Origin of the sequence: Sphingobium nicotianae (assembly GCF_018603885.1) — a bacterium.
In the GTDB taxonomy this organism is placed as follows: domain Bacteria; phylum Pseudomonadota; class Alphaproteobacteria; order Sphingomonadales; family Sphingomonadaceae; genus Sphingobium; species Sphingobium nicotianae.
Window position 1 is genome coordinate 50,236 of sequence record NZ_JAHGAW010000015.1, and the last position, 25,656, is coordinate 75,891.

A 25,656-nucleotide genomic window follows, 5' to 3' on the forward strand; every position below is an offset into this window, starting at 1 on the left:
CCATACAGGACCTGCGATCCGGACTGGACCGCGAGCCTGAAGGAGAACATCATGAACCGTCGCCTGATCATTGCCGGCCTTGCATCGCTGGCAGCCATCGCCACGCCGCTCGCCGCGCAGGCTGCGACAGCGCCGCTCGCCAAGCACCACCATCATCATCACGCCAAGAAGGCACCCACGGCCGCCCCGGCCGCCGCTCCCAAGAACTGAACGGTTCCGACCGGAGCCGGCGCGCGGCGTCCCCCTCGCTCCCCGCGCTGGCTCCGGTCGACCCGCCGCCCTGACTGGACGGGAAAGGACAAGGATGAACCGCCGAAATCTCACGGTTTCCCTGCTCGGCTGCGCATCCATGTTCTGCGCCGTGGTGGCCTGGTGGCTCTCGCACGGTCCGGTTCCATCGACGGCCAGACCGCTCGCCGCGCATCACCAGATGAGCACGACCACGCCCCGCTCCGTCCTGACCTGAAGGCCAATCAACCCGTTACCGGAAGCAAAATTTCCACTGCAAAGAGATCGTCGCGTCGGCCGAACCGGAGTACTCCCCCGTGCATTCGGGCGACCGCCGCGACGAGCGAGAGGCCGAGGCCAGCTCCCGCAATCCCCCGCGAGGAGTCCAGCCTTCCAAACCGGCGCAAGGCTTCGGTCTCTCGTTCCACCGGAATTCCTGGCCCCTCGTCGGCCAGTCCGATCAGGGCCTGCCCATTCTCCTTCGCCAGATAGAGCGTCATCCCTCCCGCCCCATATTTGAGCGCATTGTCGATCAGGTTCGACAAGGCCTGACCCAACAGCTCGCGATGCACCGGCAGCGAGGCCGGCGTCTCGATCGATACGATCAGCTTGCGGCCCTGTTCATCGACGAGTGGCTCGTAAAGCTCCCCAATATCCGCGAGCATCGCGCCGAGATCAGTACGCGCGAAGCGGTCACGGCCGATGCCGGCTTCCATCCGGCTGATCTCGAGTGCAGTGCCGAGCATCGCCAACAATTCGTCGGCCTCTCGGCTGATGCCGTCGATCGCGCCGCGCAGCGCCTCTGGCTCCTCAGTCTCCATCGCCCGGTCGATGCGGGCGCGCATCCGCGTGAGTGGCGAGCGCAGGTCATGCGCGATGCTGTTCGTCACAGTCCGCAGTTCCAGCAGCAGGCCGCCGATCCGGTCCAGCATCGTGTTGATCGCGCCGCCGAGCACATCGAAACTGTCGCCCGAGCCGTCGAGCGGCACGCGCCTGTCGATATCCCCGGCGCCGACGCCCGCCGCCGCCGCCGCGATATGCGCGATCCGCCGGTCGATGATGTGGACCACCAGCCAGGCGCCGACCAGCGCCAGCGGGAGCGCCATGAGCAACGCCGTGAACAGTGCGTCCTCGACCGTGCGCCTGATCTGGTCACTGTCATCCGTGCGCTGGCCGACCAATAGCCGCCGTCCGTCGGGCAATTGCGCCGCCGCGATACCGAAGGGTGCCGGCTGGTTGTCGCCGATCCGGTAGAGATCGATCTTCAGCCAGTGGGTCCCGATGCCGACATTGGGTGGCCAGACCGACAGATTGCCGGCGATCCGCTTGCCGTCCTGGTCGGCGAGCAGGACCACGGCGTCCTTTTCGCCACTTGCGCGCTCCGTGATGGCCCGCTGAAGCGCGCCATCGCCCTCGTCCCGACCGATCGCCAGCAGTGTATCGCGTCCCTGCGTGGCGATGGCGCTGTCCGCTACGTCGAGATCGGCGCGCACCAGCTGGGTGACGGAGAGCAGGAGCGCCGCCCCGAACAGGATTTCGAGCAGCAGGATCAGCCCGATGAAGCGGACGTGCGAGGAGCGCAGCCAGCGCATGCCCCGCGCCGGTCGAACCGCCGTTCCGCTCATTCACCCAGCCGATAGCCGGCGCCGCGCACCGTGTGAATGAGGGGCAGGTCGCCCTCGCCATCGATCTTGCGACGCAGGCGGCTGATATGCACGTCGATGACGTTGGTGCCGGGATCGAAATGATAGTCCCACACACTCTCGAGCAGCATCGTACGTGTGACCACCTGCCCGGCATGGCGCATCAGAAATTCGAGCAGGCGGAACTCGCGCGGCTGCAGATCGACCCGCCGCTCACCCCGTTGCACCTCCCGCTTGAGGAGGTCCATGCGCAGCGAACCGCACGCCAACACGGTCTCGACCGCCGTGCCGCTGCCGCGCCGACGCATCAGCAGCTCCAGCCGCGCGAGCAGCTCCGCGAAGGCGAAGGGCTTGACCAGATAGTCGTCTGACCCCGCCGTCAGCCCAGTCACCCGATCATCGACCGAGCCGAGCGCAGAGAGCAGGATCACCGGGGTCTCGATGCCCGCCGCACGCAATGCGGCGAGCACAGCCAGCCCATCCATCCCGGGCAGCATGCGATCGAGGATGATCGCATCATAGCCGCCGTCGGTCGCCATGAAGAGGCCATCGCGGCCATTGGCGCTATGGTCACCGACATGGCCATGTTCGGTCAATCCCTTGAGGATGAAGTCGGCCGTGGTGTGGTCGTCCTCAACCAGCAATATCTTGCGACCCATTGCGGCCATTCCTCCGCTCACCCCTCGCTACTCGCCCGTCTTATCGCATTGCTGCAAACTTGCCAGGTGCAGCTGGCCTTGACGCGCCACATCGATCAGGAGATCGCAACGGGCCGGATCCTCGAGGAGTTGCCGGGACATGGCAAGGCCGGAGACGCGCCGCCCGGCAATCTCGCGCAACTCGTCCCCCACCGCGATGCCGCTCCGGTCAGCCGGTCCTCCCGCTCGCAGGCTCGTGACGATGACGCGATGACGCGGATCGGCGCCCAGCGTCAGTCCCGCCCGCTCGGTGACCGCGTCGGGCGGCAATGGGCGCGCCAGCCGCGAAGACAGCAGGAGCGGGCTCGCCGCAAGCAGAAGCGCGATCGCATAGAGGAGGCGCCGGGGCCAGAGCATAAGCGGACCCTATCGTACACGCCGTGGCGGTCGGCTGACCGGGACATGACATAAAGTTCATGCGGCCGTCACCGGCCGGGCCGCCCGACATTGGCAGAGGCGCATCATCAACATCATGGCTCAGGGACGAAATCGATGAAGCGCAGTCGGATGAGAAAGGCGATGGTCGGCACGACCGGCGTGGCCGCGCTCATCCTGCTCCTCTTCGGCTGGCTCGGCTATTTCGGCGGTGATCCGTTCACGATCCTGTGCCCAGATGGTTATCGAGCGCGCACCGATGCACCGGTCGCGATCATGCTATCGGGGGATATCGGCTTCCGGCTGGGCCTCGGCACGATGATCGCGAACCGTCTGGAAAAGGACGGAATCCCTGTCGTCGGCATCAATACGCTGACCTATTTCCGCACCACGCGCACGCCGGCGGAAGCCGGGGCGCTCGTCCAGGAGGCCATCCGCCGGGCGAAGGCGATCAACCCGGCAGGACGGATCATCCTCATCGGCCAGTCCTTCGGCGCGGACATGCTCCATGTCGGCCTCGCCAGCCTGCCTCAGGCACAGCGACGCGACATCGCCTTCGTCGCGCTGATCGTGCCGGGCGCGACAGTCGAATATCGCGCATCGCCGGGCGAAACGCTGACGTTCCTGATGGCCGAGGCGGACGCGCTGCCCACCGCGCGGCGGCTCGACTGGGTGCCACTGCTCTGCATCCATGGCGCCGAGGAGTCGGGCAGCCTCTGTCCGCTGCTCCACCAGCGCAACCTGCGGGCGATCGCCCTGCCGGGCGGCCACCAGCTTCACTGGGACGCGGACGGCATCAAGCAACTGCTCCTCACCACCATGGCGCGGATCGGGCTGCGCACTCATGCATAAGCGCCTCCGCCCCATCCTCGCGGCGCTTGCCCTGCTCAGCAACCCCGCCACCGCGCAAGGATCGGTCAGCGGGACCTGGATCAATCCGCGGGGCACGGTCGTCGTCACCACCGGCGACTGTCGCGAGAAACTATGTGGCTGGGTGAGCTGGGCCAGCGAAGAGGCGCTCGCCGACGCGACCGACGCCGGCGTGCAGCATCTCATCGGCACCGAATTGCTGCAGGACTATCATGCGACCGGCGAACGGCGCTGGACCGGCCGGGTATACGTGCCCGACATGGGCCGGACCTTCTCGTCCACGATCGAGCAGCTGGACGCGAACCGGCTGAAGATTTCCGGTTGCCTGCTTGGGTCATGGTTCTGCAGAAGTCAGATCTGGCTACGTCACTGAGAGGATGGGTAGCGCAATGGTTCCGAGTGGCCTGATTCGGCGCCACCGCACCGCTTTGTCGGCCGGCATCGTATTGGTTCTGGCCGCCTTGAGCTTCGTCGCGCTCAGCCATTTGCTGCATGAGGTTCGCCTGCGCGATGTGCGCGCCGCCTGGCACGCCCTGCCGGGGACGCGCCTGCTGGTCGCCGCCCTGCTGACCGGCCTCAGCTATCTGACCCTGACCTTCTACGACGTCATGGCCCTGCGCGCGATCGGCCGGCCGCTGCCATACCGGACGGCGGCGCTCGCTTCCTTCACCAGCTATACGCTCAGCCACAATCTCGGGCTCTCGCTGCTGACCGGCGGTTCGGCCCGCTATCGCGTCTATAGCGCGGCAGGCCTTGGCGCCGGCGACATTGCCCGCGTGGTGGTGATCGGCAGCGCAACCTTCTGGAGCGGCGTATTCGTCCTGGCGGGCGCCCTGCTCGCCTGGCAACCGGAAGCGCTGGCCTATGGCTCGCTGGCAGTTCCGACCGGGCTGTTGCGGATCGTCGGCATCGCGCTGTTGCTGGGCACGGGCGCGCTGCTCCTCTGGTCCGGTGTGCGCGGACGAACCCTGCGCCTCGCGCGCTGGTCGGCCCCGCTGCCGCCGGCCCGCAGCATCGTCGCGCAGATCGGTATCGGCATGCTCGATCTGGCGGCGGCCAGTGGCGCCCTGTTCGTGCTGGTGCCGGGTGTCGGCATCGATGCCTGGCCGGCCTTCTTCATCGGCTACACGTTCGCCATCATCGCCGTGCTGATCACGCATGTGCCCGGCGGTGTCGGCGTCTTCGAGGCGCTGATGCTGATCGCGCTGCCCGGCACCAGCCGCCCGGAGCTGGTCGCCGCTTTGATCGCCTATCGCCTCATCTATTATATCGCACCTCTGCTCCTGGCGACCGGGCTGATCCTGCTACAGGAGGGCCGCCGCTGGCACAGACCGATCGCGCGCACATTGCGCGGCGTCCAGGTGGTCGCGTCCGGCATGGCTCCGCTAATGATCTCGACGCTGGTGTTCCTCGGTGGAGCGGTTCTGCTCGTGTCGGGATCGCTGCCGACCGTGCCGTGGCGGGCCGCGACGCTCTATGCTTTGTTGCCGCTGCCGTTCGTGGAAGCCTCGCACATGGCGGGCAGCCTCGTCGGCGCCGCGCTGCTCATCCTCTCCGCCGGGCTCTACCGGCGCCTGGATGGTGCATACTGGCTGACTCGAATTCTGCTGCTCGCCGGAGCCCTCTTCTCGCTGCTCAAAGGCCTCGACTATGAGGAAGCGGTGGTGATGATGCTGATCGCCGCCGCCCTTCAATGGGCGCGCCCGGCCTTTTATCGCCGCACGCGCTTCCTTGCGGAAGCCTTCTCGCCCGGCTGGCTCGCGACCGTCGCGATCGTGCTGGGCCTGTCGGTCTGGATCGGCCTCTTCGCCTACAAGCATGTCGACTACCAGAACGACCTGTGGTGGCAATTTTCCGAGCGCGGCAATGCCTCGCGCTTCCTGCGGGCGACCTTCGCGGTGGCAATCCTGCTGGTCACGGTCGGCTTTCTGCGGCTGTTTCGCCCGGCTGCGCCGATCCGGCAGGAGCGCAGCAGCATCAGCGCACCCTCATCGGCGGCATTGGCGCTCGCCGAGCGGACCGATGCCAATCTCGCCTTCACCGGAGACAAACGCTTCCTCGTGTCGGATAGCGGGCAGTCCTTCCTCATGTACCAGATCAGGGGCCATAGCTGGATCGTCATGGGCGATCCCGTTGGCGCGCGCGGAGAGTGGGCGGATCTCCTCTGGCAATTGCGCGAACAGGCCGATGCCGCGCAGGGTCGCCTCTTGCTCTATCAGATCAGCCCGGAAGCCTTGCCGTTCGCGATCGAGCTAGGCCTGCAGATCACCAAATATGGTGAGGAGGCGCATGTCGATCTCGCCAGCTTTTCGCTCGAAGGCAGCGATGCCAGGCCGTTGCGCTATGCCGAGCGTCGTGCGGCGCGCGAGGGCGCGACGTTCGACATCATTCCCGCGTCCGGCGTGCCCGGCCACATGGCAGAACTCGCCGCCGTCTCGACACACTGGCTCAAGGCCAAGGGGCACAAGGAGAAGGGCTTCAGCGTCGGCCGCTTCGATCCCGACTATATGGCCCGGTTCGACTGCGCGGCGGTGCGCTGGCACGGCCGCGTCGTCGCCTTCGCCAATATCTGGACGACGCACGACAAGTCCGAACTGTCGATCGACCTCATGCGCCATGATGACGAAATACCCTATGGCACCATGGACTTCCTGTTCATTCACCTGATGCAATGGGGTCAGGCGCAGGGCTATCGCTGGTTCAATCTCGGCGTGGCGCCACTCTCGGGCCTGGAGGCACGCAGGCTGTCACCGCTCTGGTCCAAGCTCGGCGCACTACTCTATCAGCATGGCAATGCCCTCTACGGCTTCGAGGGCCTGCGCGCCTACAAAGAGAAGTTCGCGCCGGAATGGGAAGCGCGGTTCGTTGCGGGACCGCAGGGTGTGTCATTCGCCCGCTCGCTGATCGACCTGCAGGCCCTGATCGGCAGCGGCGCGCCCGCGCGATCATGACAAATATGTCATACCTCCGCAAAAGCCATGATAGTTGGAATGGCCCATGATCAGCTCCTGATCGAATTGGGATATCAAGATGCGCACCCTGCCCCGCATTGCCACGGCCTTGCTTGCAGGCCTCGCCCTTCTCACGACGGGTGTGAACCGGCCCGTGCGAGCGGCCCAGCCACCGCGGATTCGCGAGAGCAGTTATGCCGTCACCATTTTCGGCAGGGTCGCCATCTATCAGCCGGCAAGCGCACCACGTGCGACCGCCCTGCTTCTCTCCGGCGATGGCGGCTGGAACCCCGGCGCAGCCAGGGTGGCGCAGGATCTGGCGGCGCACGGCATGCTGGTGGCGGGCATCTCGACACCCACCTTCATGCGCTCGCTCGAGCATGCGCGCGGCAGTTGCATCAATCCCAACTACGCGCTGATCGGCCTTGCCCGGAACGTGCAGCATCACATGGGCGTCCATGCCTATATGAAGCCGATCATCATCGGCTATTCGGCCGGCGCGACGATCGCCTATGCCGGCCTCGCGCAATGGCCGAACGGCGGCTATCGCGGCGTCTTCTCGCTCGGCTTCAGCAACGACATGCCGGGCCGCAAGCCATGGTGCCGCGCGCCCGGCTTCAGCGCCCGGCCGATGAAACAGCCCGTGCGCGGATGGCTTTTCGCACCGAGTACGCGGATCAAGGTGCCGTGGATCGTCCTGCAGGGCGGAGAGGACAAGGTGGTCGATTTCGCAGCCGCCAGGCGGTTCGTCGCGGCCGTGCCGCGCGCCCGGATGATCGCGCTCCCGAATGTCGCGCATGACTTCGCCGATCATCGCCAGTGGATGCCGCAGATGGCCGCCGCGTTCAGTCCCATGCTCGCGCATATCGGCCCGCGCGCGGACGGGCTGCCGCAGGATCTGCCGATCACGATCGTCCCCGCGACGGGCCGCAAGGCGCCTGGCGACATCATGGCCGTCATCTATTCCGGAGACGGCGGCTGGGTCGGCATCGATCGCGACATTGCCGCGCAACTGTCGGCCCGGGGCATTCCCGTGGTCGGAGTCGACAGCCTCTCCTATTTCTGGAGCGCGCGCACGCCGCAGGGCGCCGCGCAGGATCTGCGCCGGATCATCGCCGCCTATGGCACACGCTGGCACCGGCCCAAGGTCATGCTAATCGGCTACAGCTTTGGCGCCGACGTCCTGCCCGCGATCGTCGGCTCACTGGACAGTGCCTCGCGCGCCCGGGTCGACAGCCTGTCGCTGCTCGGCCTTGGCCCGAGTGCCGATTTCCAGTTCCACCTCGCTTCGTGGCTGAACATCTCGTCGGCACGGGCATTGCCGACCATCCCGGCCATCCTGCAGCTCAAGGGCATGGACATACGCTGCATCCGCGGCGCGCTGGAGGCCGGCAGTGCGTGCGGCGATATCCCGACCGGGATCGCCAAGACGACCACCGTGCCGGGCGATCATCATTTCAACCGCAACGCGCAATTGCTGGCTTATCTCATCACGGCCTGAGCGTCGCATCTCTGCCTAATCGCCAGCGCGAGTCAGCAACTCGGTCAGCAGGGGCCGGAGACGCTTTATCTCTTCACGATGCGTGGCGCTGAGTTGCGCGAGGATCGTCCGCGCCTTGTCGGTCAGTTCGAGCAGCGCCTGACGACGATCCACCAGCGAATGCCGGCGGACGAGCAGGCCGAGCGTTTCCAGCCGATCGACCAGCCCGGTGGCGCTGTGCGGCTTGAGGATCAGGCGCTCGGCGACGTAGCCGACCGTCGCCTTGTCCGGCCCTGCGGCGCGGATCGCCAACAGCGCCTGATGCTGCTGCGCTGTCAGCCCCTGCGCTGCTGCCTTGCCTTCGCTGAACGCCATGAACTGACGCAGCGTGTAGCGAAAATCCGCCAGCGTCACATAATCCGCGTCGGAAAGGATCGGCTCCGCCATGTTCCTGCTCATCCTTGATAAATATCGTATTACGATATAACTGGCCGCGACTCTTCCCGGAAAGACCATGACGACCGCGACATCACAACCCCATGCGCACCGGCTCGCCGATCACAGCGCGGACTGGCGCATGCTGGTGCTCGTCGCCGCGTCCCTCTTCGTCGGCACTGGCGGCGCGTTCGGCGCATGGGCCCTGCTCAAGCTCATCGCCATCGCGACCAACATCTTCTGGTTCGGCAGGCTGTCCGATGCTCCCGTCCAGATCGTCGACAGCCTGGTCGGCCCCGGTGTCGTCGTCATTCCGGTTATCGGCAGCCTGATCATCGGGGTGATGGCACGCTTCGGATCGGACAAGATTCGCGGCCATGGCATCCCTGAGGCGATCGAGGCGATCCTCTACGGGGAAAGTCGGCTGTCGGCCAAGGTCGCGTTCCTCAAACCACTCTCCTCCGCCATCTCGATCGGCAGCGGCGGACCGTTCGGCGCCGAGGGGCCGATCATCATGACCGGCGGGGCGATCGGATCGCTGTTTGCTCAGCGCTTCCATCTGAGCGCGGCGGAGCGCAAGACCTTGCTCGTCGCCGGTGCCGCGGCTGGCATGACGGCGATCTTCGGAACACCGGTCGCCGCGATCCTGCTCGCCGTTGAGGTCCTGCTGTTCGAATGGAAGCCGCGCAGTTTCGTGCCGGTGGTCGTGGCCGCCCTCGTCTCCCTGGCCTGGCGCCCCTTACTCGTCGGCAGCGGTCCGCTGTTCCCGTTCCACGGCGTGCCGGCGACGAGCTGGCTGATCATGGCGGGCGCGGGCGGCATCGGCCTTCTGGTTGGCCTGGAAGCCGTGCTGCTCTCAACGCTGCTCTATCGCATCGAGGATTTGTTTCACCGGCTCCCCATTCACTGGATGTGGTGGCCCGCGCTCGGCGCCGTCATCGTCGGGCTCGGTGGCCTGATCGACGCGCATGTGCTCGGCGCGGGCTATCAGAGCATCCAGGACCTGCTCGACGGTTCGCTCGCCACGCGCGTCGTCCTCGCGCTTTTCATCGTGAAGGCGATCGTCTGGCTGGTCGCGCTCGGCTCGGGCACGTCCGGAGGCGTTCTCGCTCCCTTGCTGATCCTCGGTGGCGCTTGCGCGTCGATGATCGGCCTCGGCATCGGCGCTAACCCGGGGTTCTGCGCGATGCTCGGTATGGCCGGCATCCTGAGCGGCGCCATGCGCGCCCCGCTCACCGGCGCGGTGTTCGCAGCCGAACTGACCGGCCATTTCGACAGCCTGCCAGCGACTTTCGCCGCCGCCGTCTGTGCCTATGCGGTCAGCGTGCTGATTATGCGCCGGTCGATCCTGACCGAGAAGATCGCGCGGCGCGGCCGGCATATCCTCCAGGAATATATCGTCGATCCGTTCGACTTCCTGCAGGCCGGACATATCATGACGCCCGATCCACAGACCCTGCCGGGCACGACCAGCATCGCCCGGACGATCGCCTTTTTCGCGAACGAGGCGGTTCATCGCAGCTATCCGGTGGTGGATGAGGGCGGACATCTCCTCGGGCTGGTCTCGCGTGCCGATGTGTTGCGCTGGCAGGTCGAAAGCGGGCCGCAGGATACATCGCTCGCCGAAGGCGTGTCGGATGCCTCGCAGCCCTTCGCCGTGCCCCAGGCGCCGGTCGGCGTGGTGGCCGATCTGATGGTCGAGAGCGGGATCGGACGCATTCCGATCGTCGATCCGGTCAGCCACCGGGTGATCGGCATCCTCTCGCGTCACGATCTCCTCAAGGCGCGGCGCATCGGCGTCGCGGCGGAGCGAATGCGCAGCCGATAGGCCGGGCGGCGCGACCAGCCATTGTCCAGACCCGGCGCGGCGCGCGAAGTCGACCGCTGTCGCCGATGAACAGGATGCGCAGCTGATCGGAATTGAGTATCAATGTCGTTGCGGTGGGCACGGAAAAGGGCGCGCCAAGCCGGCGCGCCCTTCAGAAGGTCGGTCCTTGCGGCTCAGGCCAGCGCAGCCTTGAGATCCTCGACGAGGTCGGTGCGCTCCCATGAGAAGAAGTCGCCCTCGGGCTTGCGGCCGAAGTGGCCGTAGGCGGCGGTCTTCCTGTAGATCGGCTTGTTGAGGCCGAGATGGGTGCGGATGCCGCGCGGGGTGAGGCCGCCCAGCTTCTCGATGCTCTGGATCGCCTGCTCGATCTTGTCGTCGCCCACCGTGCCGGTGCCATGCGTGTCGACATAGAGCGAGAGCGGCTTGGAGACGCCGATCGCATAAGCGAGCTGGATCGTGCAGCGCCTGGCCAGGCCCGCCGCCACGATGTTCTTAGCGAGGTAGCGCGAGATATACGCCGCCGAGCGGTCGACCTTGGTCGGGTCCTTGCCCGAGAAGGCACCGCCGCCATGCGGGGCCGCGCCACCATAGGTGTCGACGATGATCTTGCGGCCGGTCAGGCCCGCGTCGCCGTCCGGCCCGCCAATCTCGAAGCTGCCGGTCGGGTTGATGTGATAGACCGTCTCGTCCGAGAGCAAGGCCGCCGGCATCACGTCGGCCACCACCTTCTTCACATAGGCGTGCAGCTGCGCTTCCTTCTCGCCCTCGTCATAGCCCGGCGCATGCTGGGTCGAGACCACGATCGCGGTCGCCGCCACCGGCACCCCGTTCTCGAAGCGCAAGGTCACCTGGCTCTTGGTGTCCGGCTCCAGGAACGGCGCCGCGCCCGAGTGGCGATCCGCCGCCATCTGCTCCAGGATCTTGTGGCTGTAATAGAGGGTCGCCGGCATGAGGTCCGGCGTCTCGTCGCAGGCGAAGCCGAACATGATGCCCTGGTCGCCCGCGCCCTCGTCCTTGTTGCCAGAGGCATCCACGCCCTGGGCGATATGCGCCGACTGCGCGTGCAGATGGTTCTGGAAGCTCAAGGTCCGCCAGTGGAAACCGTCCTGCTCGTAGCCGATCTCCCTGACCGTGTTGCGCACGGTCTTCTCGATCTCCTCCAGCGCCCCGTCGACCCAGCCGCCATTCTCGTACACGCCCTTGCACCGGATCTCCCCGGCAAGAACCACAAGCTGCGTCGTCGTCAGCGTCTCGCACCCGATCCGCGCCTCAGGATCCTTCGACAGAAACAGGTCCACAATCGCGTCCGATATCTGATCCGACACCTTGTCCGGATGACCCTCCGACACCGACTCCGACGTGAACAAATAACTACTGCGCATGGGGATCAGCCTTTCTTCTAGCGGCTCGGCATTGGCCGCAATTGATATAAAGAAATGTTTATGTGCGCCCTTAGCGGGTGCGGCGGCCGATGGCAACGCTGCCGATCAACATGAGGAACGCCAGGCCGAGCGGAATGAGATTGCCCCCGCGCGCGAACAGCGTCGGGGCATATGCGGCCGGAAGCAACGCATCGAAGGCACCCGCGTGTTCATGGCCGATGGCGTCGACGATCCGCCCGGCGGGATCGACCAAAGCGGAAATTCCCGTGGGCGTCGAGCGGATGACGGGCAGCCCTTCCTCGATCGCCCGCAGCCTCGCCTGCGCCAGATGCTGAGGCGGTCCCCAGCTGCCGAACCAGGCATCGTTGGACGGATTGAAGATGAAATCGGGCCGATGGGTGCGATCGACCACCTGGCCGGAGAAGACGATCTCGTAGCAGATCTGGACGCCCATCCGCAGCGGAGCGCGGCCACCGCCGGCCGGCAGGTCCAGCGTGCGCGGGCCGGGGCCGGGCCAGAAATCGACATCGCCCGGCACGAGGCGCGACAGACCGATCGCGCTCAGCAACGGCCGCATCGGCAGATATTCGCCATAAGGGACGAGGTGCGCCTTGTCGTAGCGCCCGAGCAGCCGCTCATGCGCATCGAGCACCCAGAGGCTGTTGTTCGCCCCCTCCAGCACGCTGGTGTCGATCATGCCGCCCTGCTCGCGATAATGGAATTTGTCGCCGCCGAGCATCAGCAGGTCATCCGGCCCGAGCAGGCCCGCGATGCGGGCGCGCCAGCGCGGCTCCATGTCGAGGATGGCGGGCACCGCCGCCTCCGGCCAGAAGACGAGCCGCCCCGTCCGGGACGATCGGCCGGTCAGTTCGGCCAGGCGGCGGAAGTTCAGCTCCTCCAGATCGGGATCATATTTCTCGTTCTGGTTGATGTTGGGCTGGACGACGCGGATGGCGGTGGCGCCAGTCGATGGCGATGGAGATGCGCTTACGCGGATCAGCCCGAGCAGCGCGACGACCGCCAGGCCACCGACCAGCATTCCCGCCGGCCGCCATTGCCGATGCGTGGCCCACCACAGCGCGCCGCCCGCCAGCATCGCGAGGAGGCCCAGCCCATAAGTGCCGATCACGCTCGCGGCCTGATCCACGCCGGTGCCGAGCCAGATCACGCCCAACGGATTCCAGGCGAACCCCGTGAACATCGTCGCGCGCAGATATTCGGTGAACAGCCAGGCACAGGCGAGGAAGGTCGCGAAAAGCCCCGCCCGCCCGCGCCCCAACTGCCAGCCGATCAGCGCGGCGATCGCCGGATAGACGGCGAGATAGAAGGAGAGCAGGACGACCGCGAGATAGCCCAGCCAGTGCGGCATCGTGTCCTGGAAGGTGAAGGCATGGGCGATCCAGTTCAGGCCGACGACGAACTGGCCGAGCCCGAAGGCGTAGCCGGTCTTGAAGGCGCCGCGCCGGTCCGGCGTGTGCCAGAGCAGGTGGATGAGCAGCGCCAGGGTTGCCAGAGTCACCGGCCAGAGATGCAGCGGCTCGAAGCCCGTCGCCGAGAGGGCGCCAGCCAGCAGCGCGGTCAGCCCGGGGCGCCGCTTCATGCCCGCATCGATCATCTGGATTTTCGCCACGCGCGCTCCTATCGCCGGGTTTGATGACAGTTGCAATTACGCGCGGCGGAGTTCGATCGATGAGACCCTTTCATATCGCTTTCCCCGTCCACGATCTCGCCGCGGCCCGCGCCTTTTATGGCGGCATGATGGGCTGCCCGGAGGGGCGCAGCAGCGATCACTGGATCGACTTCGACCTCTATGGCCACCAGATCGTCGCCCACCTCGACGCCGGGAAGGCGGCGCCGGGGCCGATCCATAACCCGGTCGACGGCCATGACGTGCCAGTCCCGCATTTCGGCGTGATTCTCGACCGCGCGGACTGGGACGCTCTCGCCGCGCGGATGATCGCCGCTGGCACCGATTTTATCATCGAGCCCTACGTCCGCTTCGAGGGCGAGGCCGGCGAGCAGGCGACGATGTTCTTCCTGGATCCCAGCGGCAACGCGCTCGAATTCAAGAGCTTCGCCAGCGACGACATGATCTTCGCGACCTGAGAGATTTTCCGGAACTTCTCTAACATCGCACATATCGCACATGGTGAGTTACAAGCCGGCGGCGCTGTAGGACAGCGCTTTCTCAGCGCGCGGAGGTCATGTCCGCCATCGTCGCGCCGCTGCACTTGTCGCTCGCTTTCGTGCCGCCGCTGAGCGCACCGGCCGCGAGGATTCCACCGACGACCAGCACCACGAACGCCGCCGAAATCCAGGCGAGATAGCGTTCCAGGAAGACCTTGATCGGCGCGCCGAACTTCCAGAACAGCACGCCGACGAGGATGAATTGCATGCCGCGCGAGACGATGCTGGCCCACAGGAACGTGAACAGCGACAGGCCAATGAAGCCCGCCGTGATCGTGATCAGCTTGAACGGGATCGGCGTCGCGCCCTTCACCAGGATGATCTCGGCGCCATAATCGCGCAGATAGCAGGCGGCTTTCGGGAAGCTGGCAGTCAGGTGCAGCAGGTCGAGCAGGCTCGTGCCCACCGTCGCGAACAGGAAATGGCCGATCGCATAGCCGAGCAGGCCGCCGCAGACGGACGCCGCCGTGCAGATGATCCCGTAACGCAGCGCCTTCTCCGGCCGGGCGAGGCACATCAGGCCGAGCAACGGATGCGGCGGGATCGGGAAGAAGCTCGATTCCATGAAGGAGAAGGCGATGAGCCACCATTCGGCGTGGCGGTGCGCGGCCTTGGCCAGCGTCCATTGGTAAAGGCGGTGCAGCATCGCGGCGGCCCATAGCGGCTTTGCGGGATGGCCGCCAGCGCGTTGACCGTGATTTCAGGCAGCGCCGACGGCGAGGCAGGCGAGGAACATCAGCAGCCCGGCGAAACGATTCGAGCGGAACTTGACCAGCGGATCGGCGCCGTCCTCCTGGAGTGTACTCACCTGCCAGAGAAAGTGCAGCGCAATCGGCACGAGCGCGAGCGGAGCGACCCAGATCGGCTGCACCAGCCAGACTGCCGCGCTCCACAGCAGGATCGCCAGCGCAAAGCAGAGGCCGACGCCGGCCCTGACATGGCGGCCCATGGTGAGAGCACTGGAGCCGATGCCGACCAGCGCATCGTCCTCGCGGTCCTGCAGCGCGTAGATGGTGTCATAGCCGATGCACCAGAAGAAGGCGCCGGCATAGAGCAGCAGGCCGGCCGCGCTCATCCCGCCCCTGATCTCGACCCAGGCGACCGGCGCCGCCCAGGTGAAGACGAGGCCGAGCCACGCCTGCGGAAAGCCGGTGATGCGCTTCATGAAGGGATAGGCCGCGACCAGTGCGAGGCTGGCCAGCGCGACGATCTGCGCCTGCCAGCGCAATTGCAGGAGCACGACGAGGCCGACGAGGCACAGGAATATCAGCCATGCCCAGGCCGCCTTGAGCGAGACCGCGCCGCTGGCGATCGGCCGGCTGGCGGTGCGCGCGACCTGCGCATCGAGATCGCGATCGACGATGTCGTTATAGACGCAGCCAGCGCCGCGCATCGCGATGCTGCCGAACAGGAACCAGAGCAGCAGCGGCCAGCGCTGCGGCAATCCCCCGGCCAGGGCGATCGCCCAGGCGCCGGGCCAGAAGAGCAGCCACCAGCCGATCGGCCGATCGAACCGCGCGAGCAGCGCATAAGGCCGCGCGGCCGCCGGCAGCAGGCGCAGAAGCCCTCGCGTCTCGGTATCGGGGACTGTCTGTGCGGCGCCCATGCGTGGCCCTCTGCCACAGATGGGGCAGCGAAGGACATAGCTCTTTGTCGGCGAATTTCCCGGAAGCGCATGGCGGCCAGGTCGCCTTCAGGTTCATTTGTCTCAGGATTAGACGAGATTACTTCTCATTACTGTGGCAATTTCAGTCACATCCGGAATTCCCGATATCAACGAGCCGTTTTTGGGGCTCCGACAGGCAGTCGCCGGTCAATTGCACACCGGCCGTTAAGTATATTTCCCAATGTTCATCGCTTCGCGGCGACCAGTACATTGCGGTTTCACTACCAACAGGATGACTGGAGCACTGGGATGCGCAGCATAATTGCAGCGGCACTAGCCGCGAGCATGCTCGTCGGTTGCATGGACGACGAGGGCGGCAGTCGCCCGGAGACCCAATGGCGCAGATACGACTATAACCGCCCCGACCCCAGCTATGGCGGCTACTACGCTGACCGTTACTATCGCGAGGACAGCCGCTATCGCGAGCGTCGCCTGTCACGCAACGACCGCATCTATCGCGGCAGTGATGACCGATATTATTGCCGTCGGTCCGATGGCACCACTGGCCTGGTCGTTGGCGCGATCGTGGGCGGCGCGCTCGGCAATCGGATTGGACGTGGTGGATCGGAGACGCTGGGCACCCTATTGGGCGCTCTCGCCGGCGCCGCCGCGGGCCGCGAAATCGATCGCAGCGGCGACGTTCGCTGCCGCTGAGGCGCTAGACCAGAAGAGCAGCCACCAGCCGATCGACCGATCGAACCGGGCTGGCAGCGCAGCCGCGCGACGGCAGGTAGCAGGCGCAGAAGCCCTCGCGTCTCGGCATCGAGGACGATCTGCGCTGCGCCCATGCCGCTCTGGCCTTGTCTATTCCTCATGCTTGTCTCGCCGGTCCCTCTGCCACATAAGCAGCCGGAATTGACGGGGGTAAAGCCGTGGCCGAGGCCAATACCGATGCCGTAACCGATGTACGCGCGATCAATCGCGCCGGATGGAACCGCCGGGTGGCGGAAGGCGACATGTGGTCGATCCCCGTCTCGCCGGAGGAGATTGCGCGCGCCCGGGAGGGCGACTGGTCCGTTGTGTTGACGCCGAAGAAATTCGTGCCGCGCAGCTGGTTCGGCGAGATTGCAGGCAAGGATCTGCTCGGTCTGGCCTCAGGCGGAGGCCAGCAATGCCCGCTCTTCGCCGCCGCCGGTGCGCGCGTGACCAGCTTCGACGCCTCTGACGCGCAGCTCGGCCGCGATGCCGAGGTGGCCGCGCGCGAGGGCCTGCATATCCAAACGGTGCAGGGCTATATGGACGATCTCTCCGTCTTCCCCGACGAAAGCTTCGATCTCATCTTCCATCCTGTCTCGAACTGCTTTGCGCCGGAGGTCGTGCCGGTCTGGCGCGAATGCGCTCGCGTGCTGCGGCCGGGCGGGGCCTTGCTGGCCGGGCTGTGCAATCCGCTGAACTATATCTTCGACATGGACGCGCAGGAGCGTGGCGAGATGATCGTGCGACACAAGCTGCCTTATGCCGATACCGACCTGCCACCGGCCGAGGTCGAGCGGCTGATCGCGCGCGACCATACGCTGGAGTTCAGCCACACGCTCGAGACCCAGATCGGCGGGCAGCTCGCCGCCGGCCTCATGCTGACCGATCTGTTCGAGGATGGCGACAGCGATCCGCCGCGCGCCAGCGCCGCCTATTTCCAGCCCTTCCTCGCCACGCGGGCGATCCGGCCGATCGCCTGACCCATGCCCGCCACGCCTGCCTGGCCACCCCGATCCGCGCCGCGCCTGTTCGTCGAGACCGCGCTCGGTGGGGGCGTGGCCGTGCCGGTGGACGGCAATGGCGCGCATTATCTAATCTCGGTCATGCGGGTGCGTGAGGGCGACACGGTGTTGCTGTTCGACGGGCAATCGGGCGAATGGGCCGCGACCGCCGAGCAGGTGCGCAAGCGCGACCTCGTCCTGCGCTGCGTGCAGCAGACCAAGCCGGCCGAGACGGTGCCCGACTTCTGGCTGTGCGCGGCGCCGATCAAGAAGGGGCGGATCGACTTGGTCGCCGAGAAGGCCTGCGAGCTGGGCGTGGCAAAGCTGGTGCCGGTGCTGACCGAGCGGAGCGTGGTCGACAAGGTCAATCTCGACCGGCTCCACGCCCATCTGGTCGAGGCCGCCGAGCAATGCGGCCGCACCGCGCTGCCCGAGCTGGCCCCGATGATCCCGCTCGCGCGGCTGCTGGCCGACTGGCCTGCCGAGCGTACACTCTTCTTCGCCGACGAGTTGGGCGGCGCGCCGATGCGCGACGCCTTCACCGCCGCGCCCGGCCCGGCCGCCCTGCTGATCGGCCCGGAAGGCGGTTTCACCACCGCCGAGCGCGATCTCATCCGCGCCGCGCCGCAGGCCCGTGCCATCTCGCTCGGCCCGCGCATCCTGCGCGCCGAGACCGCCGCGATCGCCGCCACCGCCTGCTGGATGGCGGCGAATGGCGACTGGACAAGTTGCGAAACGAAATGAATTTGCGCGCCCCAATCAAAGGCCTTATGGGCCGCGCGAGGCAGGGTGAGGAATCGGATCGGGTATGAGTACACGCACGCAGGCCGACGGCGATGACCCGATCATCGAGAGCCGCGACCAGCTAATCAGCCTGTTCGAGAAGGGCGAGAAGCCAGCGGATCGCTGGCGGATCGGCACCGAGCACGAGAAGCTGGTCTATCGCACCGCCGACCACAAGGCGCCCTCCTATGAGGAGCCGGGCGGCATTCGCGATCTGCTCGACGGGCTGCGCCAGTTCGGCTGGGAGCCGGTCGAGGAAGGCGGCAAGGTCATCGCGCTCGCCGGCACCGACGGCAATATCAGCCTCGAGCCGGCCGGGCAGCTCGAGCTTTCCGGTGCGCCGCTCGATAATCTGCACGAGACCTGCGCCGAGACCGGCCGCCATCTGGAGCAGGTGAAGGCGGTCGGCGACCAGCTCGGCCTCGGCTTCCTCGGCCTCGGCATGTGGCCGGACAAGACGCGCGAAGAGCTGCCGATCATGCCCAAGGGTCGCTATGCGATCATGTTGCGGCACATGCCGCGCGTCGGAAGCCTCGGCCTCGACATGATGCTGCGCACCTGCACCATCCAGGTGAACCTCGATTATTCGAGCGAGGCGCGCATGGCGAAGATGTTCCGCGTCAGCCTCGCGCTGCAACCGATGGCCACCGCCCTGTTCGCCAATTCGCCGTTCACGGAAGGCAAGCCCAACGGCTTCCTCTCCTTCCGCAGCCACATCTGGTCGGACACCGATCCGCACCGCACCGGCATGCTGCCCTTCGTCTTCGAGGACGGCTTCGGCTATGAGCGCTATGCCGACTATGCGCTCGACGTGCCGATGTATTTCGTGTTCCGCGACGGCAAATATATCGATGCGGCGGGCCTCAGCTTCCGCGACTTCCTCGCGGGCAAGCTCTCGGTTCTCCCCGGCGAGAAGCCGACGATGAGCGACTGGGCGGACCATCTTTCGACCGCCTTCCCCGAAGTGCGGATGAAGAGCTTCCTGGAAATGCGCGGCGCCGATGGCGGCCCGTGGAACCGCATCTGCGCCCTGCCCGCCTTCTGGGTCGGCCTGCTCTACGATGACAACGCGCTCGATGCGGCCTGGGATCTGGTCAAGGACTGGACGATGGAGGAGCGCGAGACCTTGCGTTCCGAAGTGCCTCGCCTTGCCCTCGACGCGCCGATCGGCGGCGGCGGCACGCTGCGCGACATCGCCGCGCGGGTGATGGACATTTCCCGGTCCGGCCTCGCCGCCCGTGCGCGGCTGAACAGCATCGGCGACAATGAGACGGGCTATCTCGCCGCGCTCGACGAGGTGGTCGCGAACGGCAAGACCCACGCCGAGCGGCTGCTGGAGCGCTACAACGGCGCCTGGGCTGGCGACATCTCGAAGATTTACGCCGAAGAGAGCTTCTAGGCTCCGGGCTCCTCGTCCAGCGGCCTGCCGCCCCGCGCGCGCAGATCGGCCAGCAGCGTCTTCATCGCCCAGCGGCAGCTTCTCGCGATCTCCTCGCCCGAGAGTCCCCACTGGTCGTGCATCTCCAGCCAAGCCGTCGTGTGCAGGAATTGCAGCATCGCCGTCGCGATCCGCTGATCCGGCTCAGGCAGATCCTTGACGGCGTCGGCGGTGGCGGCGCGATAGCGGGCCTGCCGCTTGTCCCGATCGGCGAGACGGATGGCGCGCCCCTGCGGCGTGGTGCGCATCAGGATGCTCACTGCTTCGATCCTGTCGAAGCCGGTATAGATGTCGTCGAGCTGGTCGATCAGATCGCTCTCCGATTCCGGCATGCGCACATTGGGACCGATCATCCCCTGCACATGTTCGCGCGCGCCGCGCAGCAGCGCCGTCTGGTCGGGGAAATAGCGATAGACCGTCCGGCGCGAGACGCCGGCATGCTCGGCCACCGCGTCATGATTGATCGCGCCGAACTGGCCGATGAGATCGACCGCCGCGCCGGCGATGCGCTGGCGGGTCTCGTCATTGGAGGCGGAGGACGCGGCTTTGCGGGATGTCTTGGGGCTGGCCATGAGAGCGATATAAGCCATGGCACAAAAAATGCCATAAGATCGTTGACACTTTTTGTGTCACGCCTATTAGGCCCTCAACACAGATGTTCAGGGAGTGATTCGATGATTTTTCACCTGTCGATCGACGCCGACGACGCGCGTCATGTCGCCTTCGTGCTGGCCGAGCTGCTGGGCGGCGAGGCGATGCCCTTCCCGCCCGTCATCGAGGGCAGCTGGCTGGCCGTGGCCGACGATGACCGGGGCAGCTCGGTCGAGGTCTATCCGCGCGGAACGCAGCTCATGATCGCGCAGGGCGATGCCGATGCCTATGGCGTGCCCGGCGGGCCCGGCCCCCATTCGGCCACCCATTTCGCGATGGCGACAAAGCTCAGCGTCGAACAGGTTTTCGCTATCGCCGAGCGCGAGGGCTGGCCCGCTAAGTATCGCAAGCGCGGCGGGATGTTCGGCGTCATCGAGCTGTGGATCGAGCGCACACGCATGATCGAAGTTCTTACCGACGAGATGCAGCGCGAATATCTGGCCGCAATGACCATCGAGAACTGGAAAGCCATGCTCGCGCACGGCGCGCCCGCAACGGTCTGACGATCGGCCAAAGCCGGCGCGGGATTTACTCCGCCGGCTCCATCGTCGTTGCGGCGGCGGGCGGGCGCTTGCCGCTGAGCAGCGCGATCATGCGCGGGACAGGGCCGTGCCGGTTCATCCACGCGGCATAGGCCCGGTAGGCGGGATCGGTGCCGAGATGCGCTTCCTCGGTGCGGGCGCGCCAATAATAGATGCCGCTGACCAGCCCGAGGATGATCGTATTGCGCGCCGCCGTCTCGACGCTGCCGGTCGTCACCAGGAAGGGCAAGGTGGAGAGCCACCAGAAGCTGTTCTTGGCGAGATAGGCCGGGTGCTTGCTGATCCGGTAGGGCCCGTGCGTCAGGATGCCGCGATGGGTGAGGTTCGAGAAGCGCAGGCCGAAGGCGACCGTCGCCCAGGCATAGGCGCCGGTCAGGAACACCAGAGCGGCGCCCCAGACCCAGAGCAGGGCCGGATGACCGGAGAACCAATAATCCCAGGCGCGCGTGTCCGTCTCGTAGAAGAGCGGGCCGCCCGGCCCCATCATCGCGAAGGGCGGATAGCACATCAACGCCGAGAGCCAGCCGGCGAGCAGCGGATTGGCGGTGCGGATATGCGCGTCCAGCGGCCGCATGGTGAGCACATAGCCCACGGTCGCGAAAGCGACGTCGACGGCGAACATCAAAGTGATCAGGAAGCCGGCAAGGCTGACCGGATTGGTCCACAGATCGTCCGCCTGCCAATCGACCATCCCGGCGAAATTGCCCGGCACGATGGAGAGCATGAAGGCGAGGAAGAAGGCTTTCACCGCCCAGGCGCGGGCATGATTGGCGATGGCGCCGGGCGCGGGCTTGCCCGATGCGCCGCCGATCACCCACTGGCCGAAGGCATAGGCGCCGTCGCGCGGATCGACCAGATAGCGATCCAGCCACAGCACATAGGGGACGGAGAGCAGGACCACGGCCGGCGCGGCATAAGTGAGCACCGAGACGGCGTAGCGATAGTCGCCCTGCATGTACCAGCCGCCGACCATGTAGAAGAGCGCGATGGCGCCCCAGGTGATCCACAGGCCGGTGAGCTTGACGATGGCGCCGTCGATCACCTCGCGCAGTGGGCGCGGGTTGGCCCAGTCGATGCCGGTGCTGGCGCGGCCGTGGACCTTGTCGACGAAGACCGACCACAGCACCATCGGGATGCCGCAGGCGAAGACCGCGGCGAGGCCGGCATTGGGACCGTCCATATGATAGGTCCGCGCCGCGACGATCCAGAGTGCGAGGCCGGCGAGGCCGGCGAGGCCGACGCCGTGGCTGACGGCCGATCGAGGGCGGGTGTCCGGGGCGAATGGCTGGTCGCTCATGCGCGTGGTCCTAAACGGGAATGGTAAGCAAGCGGTGAAAGCCGCGACCCGCTTCCATTCCCGATCTCACGTCCGTTCGTTTCGAGCTGAGGTTCGAGCGAAGTCGAGAACCGGAGTCGAGAAAGGCGTTCTCGACAACCGTCTCGACTTCGCTCGACGGCCGCTCGAACCGAACGGTCCGGAAACAGTCTATCCCCCCAGGATATTGATCGTGAACGCCACGATGCCGAGGTTGAACAGGAACGCGGCGAGGCTATGGAACAAGGCCACCTTGCGGATGCGCGGATCGCTGATCTCTATGTCGCTGGTCTGGAAGGTCATGCCGAGGGTGAAGGCGAAATAGGCGAAGTCCCAATAATCGGGCTCCTCGCGCGCCGGGAAGCCGAGGCCGCCATTGTCCTTCCCGCGCCGCCCGGGACCGTCACCGCTGCGATAATAGAGATAGGCGTAGTGGAATGTGTAGACGATGTTCGAGAAGAGCCAGGCGAGGATGAGCGTGGCGACGATCAGCGCCAGCATAGCTTCGCTCGGGCCTTTGCCATAGCGCAGCTCGCTGGCGACGATAACCAGGATGACCATCATCACGATGCCGGTCAACACGAGGATCAGGGTGCGGTTGGCGTCGTTCTTGCGGGCATGCTCGCGCATCCTGTCAGCGCAATGGGCAAGCAGCGAGGGGATGGTCAGAAGCAGCGCGATGACGCCGAGATCGAAGCCGAGCATCACGCCGGTGATCGTGCCCAGTGTCAGAGCGAACGGAACGGCACTCGCGAATCCGAGCAGGAACAGAGCGTAGCGCCACGGAAGAATGCTGCTGCTCGACGAATTTTGTTTCATGCCTTCTCTCCATCCGGCGCAATAGGATCCCGGCCGCGCAACTTTCGGTCGAAGTTCACGAAAGTCACACTCAGGATCAATTTCTCAAATTCGAAGTCGATCCTGCGTGGCCGCGCCCGAACACCTTCGCAGCACCATGGCATGATCGGCAGTCCGTAGGACAGAGGGCTTCGCGCTCGGCCCGCCAAATCCGTTGCGTCGCGAAATGCACGGGCCAATATGCGCGCGCTTTCCCTAACGTCAGCGGAGTCGCTCCCATGCGCTACAACCAGCTCGGCCGCACCGGCCTCCTCGTCTCGGAATTTTGCCTCGGCGCGATGAGCTTCGGGCGGGACGATGCGCACTGGACCGGGCGCGGCCAGGGTACGCAACAGGCGGTCGACGCGGTGATCAAGGGCGCGCTCGACGCCGGCGTCAACTTCATCGACACCGCGAACATCTATGGTCAGGGCTCCTCCGAGGAAACGCTGGGACAGGGACTGCGCAATCTCGGCATCGCGCGCGAGGATGTCGTCATCGCCACCAAGGTGATGGGCCGGATGGGACCGGGCGTGAACGCCATGGGCAGCTCGCGCCTGCACATCATGGATCAGGTCAAGGAGAGTCTGCGCCGCCTGCAGACCGATCATATCGATCTCTACCAGGTGCATGGCTTCGACGTGCTGGTGCCGATCGAGGAGACCATCCGCGCGCTCGACGATCTCGTGCGGCAGGGTCATGTCCGCTATGTCGGCTGCTCCAACTGGGCCGCCTGGCAGATCGCCAAGGCGCACGGCATCAGCAAGGCCGAGACGCTTTCGCGCTTCGAGAGCCTGCAGGCCTATTACAGCCTCGTCGGCCGCGGGCTGGAGCGGCAGGAAGCGCCGATGCTGCTCTCCGAGCAGGTCGGCCTCATGGTGTGGAGCCCGCTCGCCGGCGGCTTCCTCTCCGGTCGCTATACGCGCGACGGCGGCGGCGAAGGGCGCCGCTCCGCCTTCGAGTTCCCGCCGGTCGACAAGGATCGCGCTTATGACGTGATCGACGCGATGCGGCCGATCGCGCAGGCGCATGGCGCGAGCATGCCGCAGATCGCGCTCGCCTGGCTGCTCCACCAGCGCTGGGTGACGAGCGTCATCGTCGGCGTGCGCAACGTCGAGCAGTTGCAGGAGAATCTCGGCGCGGGCGACATCGCGCTGACCCCGGACGAGCTGGCGGCGCTCGATGCGGCGAGCAAGCTGCCGGAGGAATATCCCGGCTGGATGCAGGTCATGCAGCGCGCCAATCGCGCGACCCCGCCGGGTGCGCAGCCGTCGAGGTGGGTGAAGTAAGGGGAGGGAGCCGAGGAAGACCACTTGGGGCTGGTGAGCGGACGTCAGTTCCTCGCCTCCTTCAGGGGGGAGAGGATAGGGAAGCTTACCGATGCAATCGGCTAGCGAACCTTGGAGAGGGGGCTTTGCGCCTGCGAGGTCGTCACCCCTCTCCCTAGCCCTCTCCCCTTGAAAGGGGCGAGGGAACTGGTCGCGCCAATGACCGCAAAGTCGTCACATCCCGGCCATCCACCGGACCGGGACACCCCAAACCCCGTTGCATCCCGCAACGCACTGGCCAATATGCGCGCGCCTCCAACCCCCTCATCCCGGAGTCGTCCCCCATGCGCTATAACCAGCTCGGCCGCACCGGCCTCCTCGTCTCTGAACTCTGCCTCGGCACCATGACCTTCGGCTCGTCCGAGGGGCTGTGGGCCAATATCGGCCAGCTCGACCAGCCCGCCGTCGACGAGATCGTCAGGACCAGCTTCGATGCCGGCATCAACTTCTACGACACGGCCAACGTCTATTCGGAGGGCACCTCCGAGGAGCGGCTCGGCCAGTCGATCCGCAACCTCGGCATCGCCCGCGAGGATGTCGTCATCGCCACCAAGGTGCTTGGCCAGATGGGGCCGGGCGTCAATTCGCGCGGCCTCTCGCGCCTGCACATCATGGATCAGGTCAAGGCCAGCCTGAAGCGGCTGCAAACCGACCATATCGACCTCTACCAGGTGCATGGCGTCGATCCGCTCACGCCCGTCGAGGAGACGGTGCGCGCGCTCGACGACCTCGTGAAGCAGGGCCATGTCCGCTATGTCGGCTGCTCCAACTGGCCGGCCTGGCGGATCATGAAGGCGCATGGCGTGTCGAAAGCGGAGACGCTGGCGCGGTTCGAGAGCCTGCAGGCCTATTACACCATCGCCGGGCGCGACCTGGAGCGCGAGCTGGTGCCGATGATGACGTCCGAGCAGGTCGGCCTGATGGTCTGGAGCCCGCTCGCCGGCGGCCTGCTCTCCGGCAAATATGGCCGGGACCAAGAGGGGGAAGGCCGGCGCGCCGCGTTCGACTTCCCGCCGGTGAACAAGGACAAGGCCTTCGACATCATCGACGTGATGCGGCCGATGGCGGAAGAACGCGGCGTCTCGGTCGCGCAGATCGCGCTGGCCTGGCTGTTGCACCAGCGCGTCGTCACCAGCGTCATCATCGGCGCGCGGCGGCTGGACCAGCTCACCGACAATATCGCGGCGAGCCAGGTCACGCTCGGTGACGACGAGCTCAAGGCGCTGGACGCGGCGAGCGCGCTCGCGCCCGAATATCCCGGCTGGATGCTGGAGCGGCAGGGCGCCGGCCGCATCCCCGAGACGCGCTGGAGCTGATCGCAC

26 protein-coding genes are annotated in these 25,656 nt (G+C 66.2%); 15 read left to right on the forward strand and 11 right to left on the reverse strand.

The window, feature by feature from the left end:
- The first annotated feature begins 51 nt into the window (after window positions 1–51).
- Both KK488_RS19500 and KK488_RS19505 read left to right on the forward strand, forming a co-directional pair.
- Window positions 52–210 carry a hypothetical protein gene (locus KK488_RS19500; protein WP_214625389.1) on the forward strand — a complete coding sequence of 53 codons (159 nt, stop codon included), beginning with the start codon at window positions 52–54 and terminating at the stop codon, window positions 208–210.
- A 94-nt stretch (window positions 211–304) separates the two neighbouring features.
- On the forward strand, window positions 305–466 hold the full coding sequence (locus KK488_RS19505; RefSeq protein ID WP_214625390.1) for a hypothetical protein: 162 nt from the start codon (window positions 305–307) through the stop codon (window positions 464–466).
- Between the two features lie 7 nt (window positions 467–473).
- Here the strand turns inward: KK488_RS19505 and KK488_RS19510 are convergent, their stop codons facing one another.
- From KK488_RS19510 to KK488_RS19520, 3 genes are read right to left on the reverse strand one after another with little or no spacing between them, the layout of a single operon-like run.
- Complete coding sequence (locus KK488_RS19510; RefSeq protein ID WP_214625391.1) at window positions 474–1,853, reverse strand: sensor histidine kinase; 1,380 nt, start codon at window positions 1,851–1,853, stop codon at window positions 474–476.
- A complete protein-coding gene (locus KK488_RS19515) occupies window positions 1,850–2,530 on the reverse strand; it encodes a winged helix-turn-helix domain-containing protein (RefSeq protein ID WP_214625392.1) in 681 nt (226 codons plus the stop codon). The genes KK488_RS19510 and KK488_RS19515 overlap by 4 nt, the downstream gene beginning before the upstream one ends.
- A gap of 27 nt (window positions 2,531–2,557) precedes the next feature.
- Complete coding sequence (locus KK488_RS19520) at window positions 2,558–2,926, reverse strand: PDZ domain-containing protein (protein WP_214625393.1); 369 nt, start codon at window positions 2,924–2,926, stop codon at window positions 2,558–2,560.
- A 135-nt stretch (window positions 2,927–3,061) separates the two neighbouring features.
- Between KK488_RS19520 and KK488_RS19525 the strand changes: the two genes are divergently transcribed.
- The 4 genes from KK488_RS19525 (at window position 3,062) to KK488_RS19540 (ending at window position 8,266) form a co-directional block, all read left to right on the forward strand.
- Complete coding sequence (locus tag KK488_RS19525) at window positions 3,062–3,796, forward strand: AcvB/VirJ family lysyl-phosphatidylglycerol hydrolase (RefSeq protein ID WP_214625394.1); 735 nt, start codon at window positions 3,062–3,064, stop codon at window positions 3,794–3,796.
- Window positions 3,789–4,187 (forward strand): DUF2147 domain-containing protein, encoded by a 399-nt coding sequence (locus KK488_RS19530; protein ID WP_214625395.1) that lies wholly within the window; start codon window positions 3,789–3,791, stop codon window positions 4,185–4,187. Before KK488_RS19525 ends, KK488_RS19530 begins: the two co-directional genes overlap by 8 nt.
- A 16-nt stretch (window positions 4,188–4,203) precedes the next feature.
- Window positions 4,204–6,765: a bifunctional lysylphosphatidylglycerol flippase/synthetase MprF gene (gene mprF, locus KK488_RS19535; protein WP_214625396.1), complete on the forward strand. Its 2,562-nt coding sequence runs from the start codon at window positions 4,204–4,206 to the stop codon at window positions 6,763–6,765.
- Window positions 6,766–6,844: 79 nt separating this feature from the next.
- Window positions 6,845–8,266, forward strand: a complete 1,422-nt coding sequence (locus KK488_RS19540) for an AcvB/VirJ family lysyl-phosphatidylglycerol hydrolase (protein WP_214625397.1) — start codon at window positions 6,845–6,847, stop codon at window positions 8,264–8,266.
- Window positions 8,267–8,281: 15 nt separating this feature from the next.
- Here the strand turns inward: KK488_RS19540 and KK488_RS19545 are convergent, their stop codons facing one another.
- Window positions 8,282–8,692, reverse strand: a complete 411-nt coding sequence (locus tag KK488_RS19545) for a MarR family winged helix-turn-helix transcriptional regulator (RefSeq protein ID WP_432653877.1) — start codon at window positions 8,690–8,692, stop codon at window positions 8,282–8,284.
- A gap of 67 nt (window positions 8,693–8,759) precedes the next feature.
- On the opposite strand from KK488_RS19545, the gene KK488_RS19550 reads away from it, so the two are divergent.
- Window positions 8,760–10,508: a chloride channel protein gene (locus tag KK488_RS19550; RefSeq protein ID WP_250890791.1), complete on the forward strand. Its 1,749-nt coding sequence runs from the start codon at window positions 8,760–8,762 to the stop codon at window positions 10,506–10,508.
- Window positions 10,509–10,681: 173 nt separating this feature from the next.
- On the opposite strand, the gene metK is transcribed toward KK488_RS19550, so the two are convergent.
- Window positions 10,682–11,890 (reverse strand): methionine adenosyltransferase, encoded by a 1,209-nt coding sequence (metK, locus tag KK488_RS19555; RefSeq protein WP_214625399.1) that lies wholly within the window; start codon window positions 11,888–11,890, stop codon window positions 10,682–10,684.
- A gap of 70 nt (window positions 11,891–11,960) precedes the next feature.
- Entirely contained in the window at window positions 11,961–13,505 is a 1,545-nt protein-coding gene (lnt, locus tag KK488_RS19560; protein WP_432653878.1) for an apolipoprotein N-acyltransferase, read from the reverse strand.
- Between the two features lie 74 nt (window positions 13,506–13,579).
- On the opposite strand from lnt, the gene KK488_RS19565 reads away from it, so the two are divergent.
- A complete protein-coding gene (locus KK488_RS19565) occupies window positions 13,580–13,996 on the forward strand; it encodes a VOC family protein (protein ID WP_214625400.1) in 417 nt (138 codons plus the stop codon).
- 82 nt (window positions 13,997–14,078) lie between these two features.
- On the opposite strand, the gene KK488_RS19570 is transcribed toward KK488_RS19565, so the two are convergent.
- Window positions 14,079–14,723: a YqaA family protein gene (locus tag KK488_RS19570; RefSeq protein WP_214625401.1), complete on the reverse strand. Its 645-nt coding sequence runs from the start codon at window positions 14,721–14,723 to the stop codon at window positions 14,079–14,081.
- Between the two features lie 54 nt (window positions 14,724–14,777).
- The gene (ubiA, locus tag KK488_RS19575) at window positions 14,778–15,683 is read right to left on the reverse strand and encodes a 4-hydroxybenzoate octaprenyltransferase (RefSeq protein ID WP_214625402.1); all 906 of its coding nucleotides are present in this window, start codon (window positions 15,681–15,683) and stop codon (window positions 14,778–14,780) included.
- 309 nt (window positions 15,684–15,992) lie between these two features.
- Between ubiA and KK488_RS19580 the strand changes: the two genes are divergently transcribed.
- The 4 genes from KK488_RS19580 (at window position 15,993) to KK488_RS19595 (ending at window position 19,622) form a co-directional block, all read left to right on the forward strand.
- A complete protein-coding gene (locus KK488_RS19580; protein WP_214625403.1) occupies window positions 15,993–16,397 on the forward strand; it encodes a glycine zipper 2TM domain-containing protein in 405 nt (134 codons plus the stop codon).
- Window positions 16,398–16,615: 218 nt separating this feature from the next.
- Window positions 16,616–17,419, forward strand: a complete 804-nt coding sequence (locus KK488_RS19585) for a class I SAM-dependent methyltransferase (RefSeq protein WP_214625404.1) — start codon at window positions 16,616–16,618, stop codon at window positions 17,417–17,419.
- Window positions 17,420–17,422: 3 nt separating this feature from the next.
- Window positions 17,423–18,184: a 16S rRNA (uracil(1498)-N(3))-methyltransferase gene (locus tag KK488_RS19590; RefSeq protein WP_214625405.1), complete on the forward strand. Its 762-nt coding sequence runs from the start codon at window positions 17,423–17,425 to the stop codon at window positions 18,182–18,184.
- A gap of 64 nt (window positions 18,185–18,248) precedes the next feature.
- Entirely contained in the window at window positions 18,249–19,622 is a 1,374-nt protein-coding gene (locus tag KK488_RS19595) for a glutamate--cysteine ligase (protein WP_214625406.1), read from the forward strand.
- Here KK488_RS19595 and KK488_RS19600 read toward each other — a convergent pair.
- Complete coding sequence (locus KK488_RS19600; RefSeq protein WP_250890793.1) at window positions 19,619–20,251, reverse strand: TetR/AcrR family transcriptional regulator; 633 nt, start codon at window positions 20,249–20,251, stop codon at window positions 19,619–19,621. The two genes, KK488_RS19595 and KK488_RS19600, sit on opposite strands and share 4 nt — an antisense overlap.
- Before the next feature lie 84 nt (window positions 20,252–20,335).
- Between KK488_RS19600 and KK488_RS19605 the strand changes: the two genes are divergently transcribed.
- The gene (locus KK488_RS19605; RefSeq protein WP_214625407.1) at window positions 20,336–20,815 is read left to right on the forward strand and encodes a hypothetical protein; all 480 of its coding nucleotides are present in this window, start codon (window positions 20,336–20,338) and stop codon (window positions 20,813–20,815) included.
- A 25-nt stretch (window positions 20,816–20,840) separates the two neighbouring features.
- Here the strand turns inward: KK488_RS19605 and KK488_RS19610 are convergent, their stop codons facing one another.
- Both KK488_RS19610 and KK488_RS19615 read right to left on the reverse strand, forming a co-directional pair.
- A complete protein-coding gene (locus KK488_RS19610) occupies window positions 20,841–22,151 on the reverse strand; it encodes a methyltransferase family protein (RefSeq protein WP_214625408.1) in 1,311 nt (436 codons plus the stop codon).
- A 189-nt stretch (window positions 22,152–22,340) separates the two neighbouring features.
- Window positions 22,341–22,988: a DUF1345 domain-containing protein gene (locus tag KK488_RS19615; RefSeq protein ID WP_214625409.1), complete on the reverse strand. Its 648-nt coding sequence runs from the start codon at window positions 22,986–22,988 to the stop codon at window positions 22,341–22,343.
- 257 nt (window positions 22,989–23,245) lie between these two features.
- Here KK488_RS19615 and KK488_RS19620 point away from each other — a divergent pair, with 257 nt between their 5' ends.
- Both KK488_RS19620 and KK488_RS19625 read left to right on the forward strand, forming a co-directional pair.
- The gene (locus KK488_RS19620; protein ID WP_214625410.1) at window positions 23,246–24,295 is read left to right on the forward strand and encodes an aldo/keto reductase; all 1,050 of its coding nucleotides are present in this window, start codon (window positions 23,246–23,248) and stop codon (window positions 24,293–24,295) included.
- Window positions 24,296–24,618: 323 nt separating this feature from the next.
- Complete coding sequence (locus KK488_RS19625; protein WP_214625411.1) at window positions 24,619–25,650, forward strand: aldo/keto reductase; 1,032 nt, start codon at window positions 24,619–24,621, stop codon at window positions 25,648–25,650.
- The last annotated feature ends 6 nt before the right edge of the window (window positions 25,651–25,656 follow it).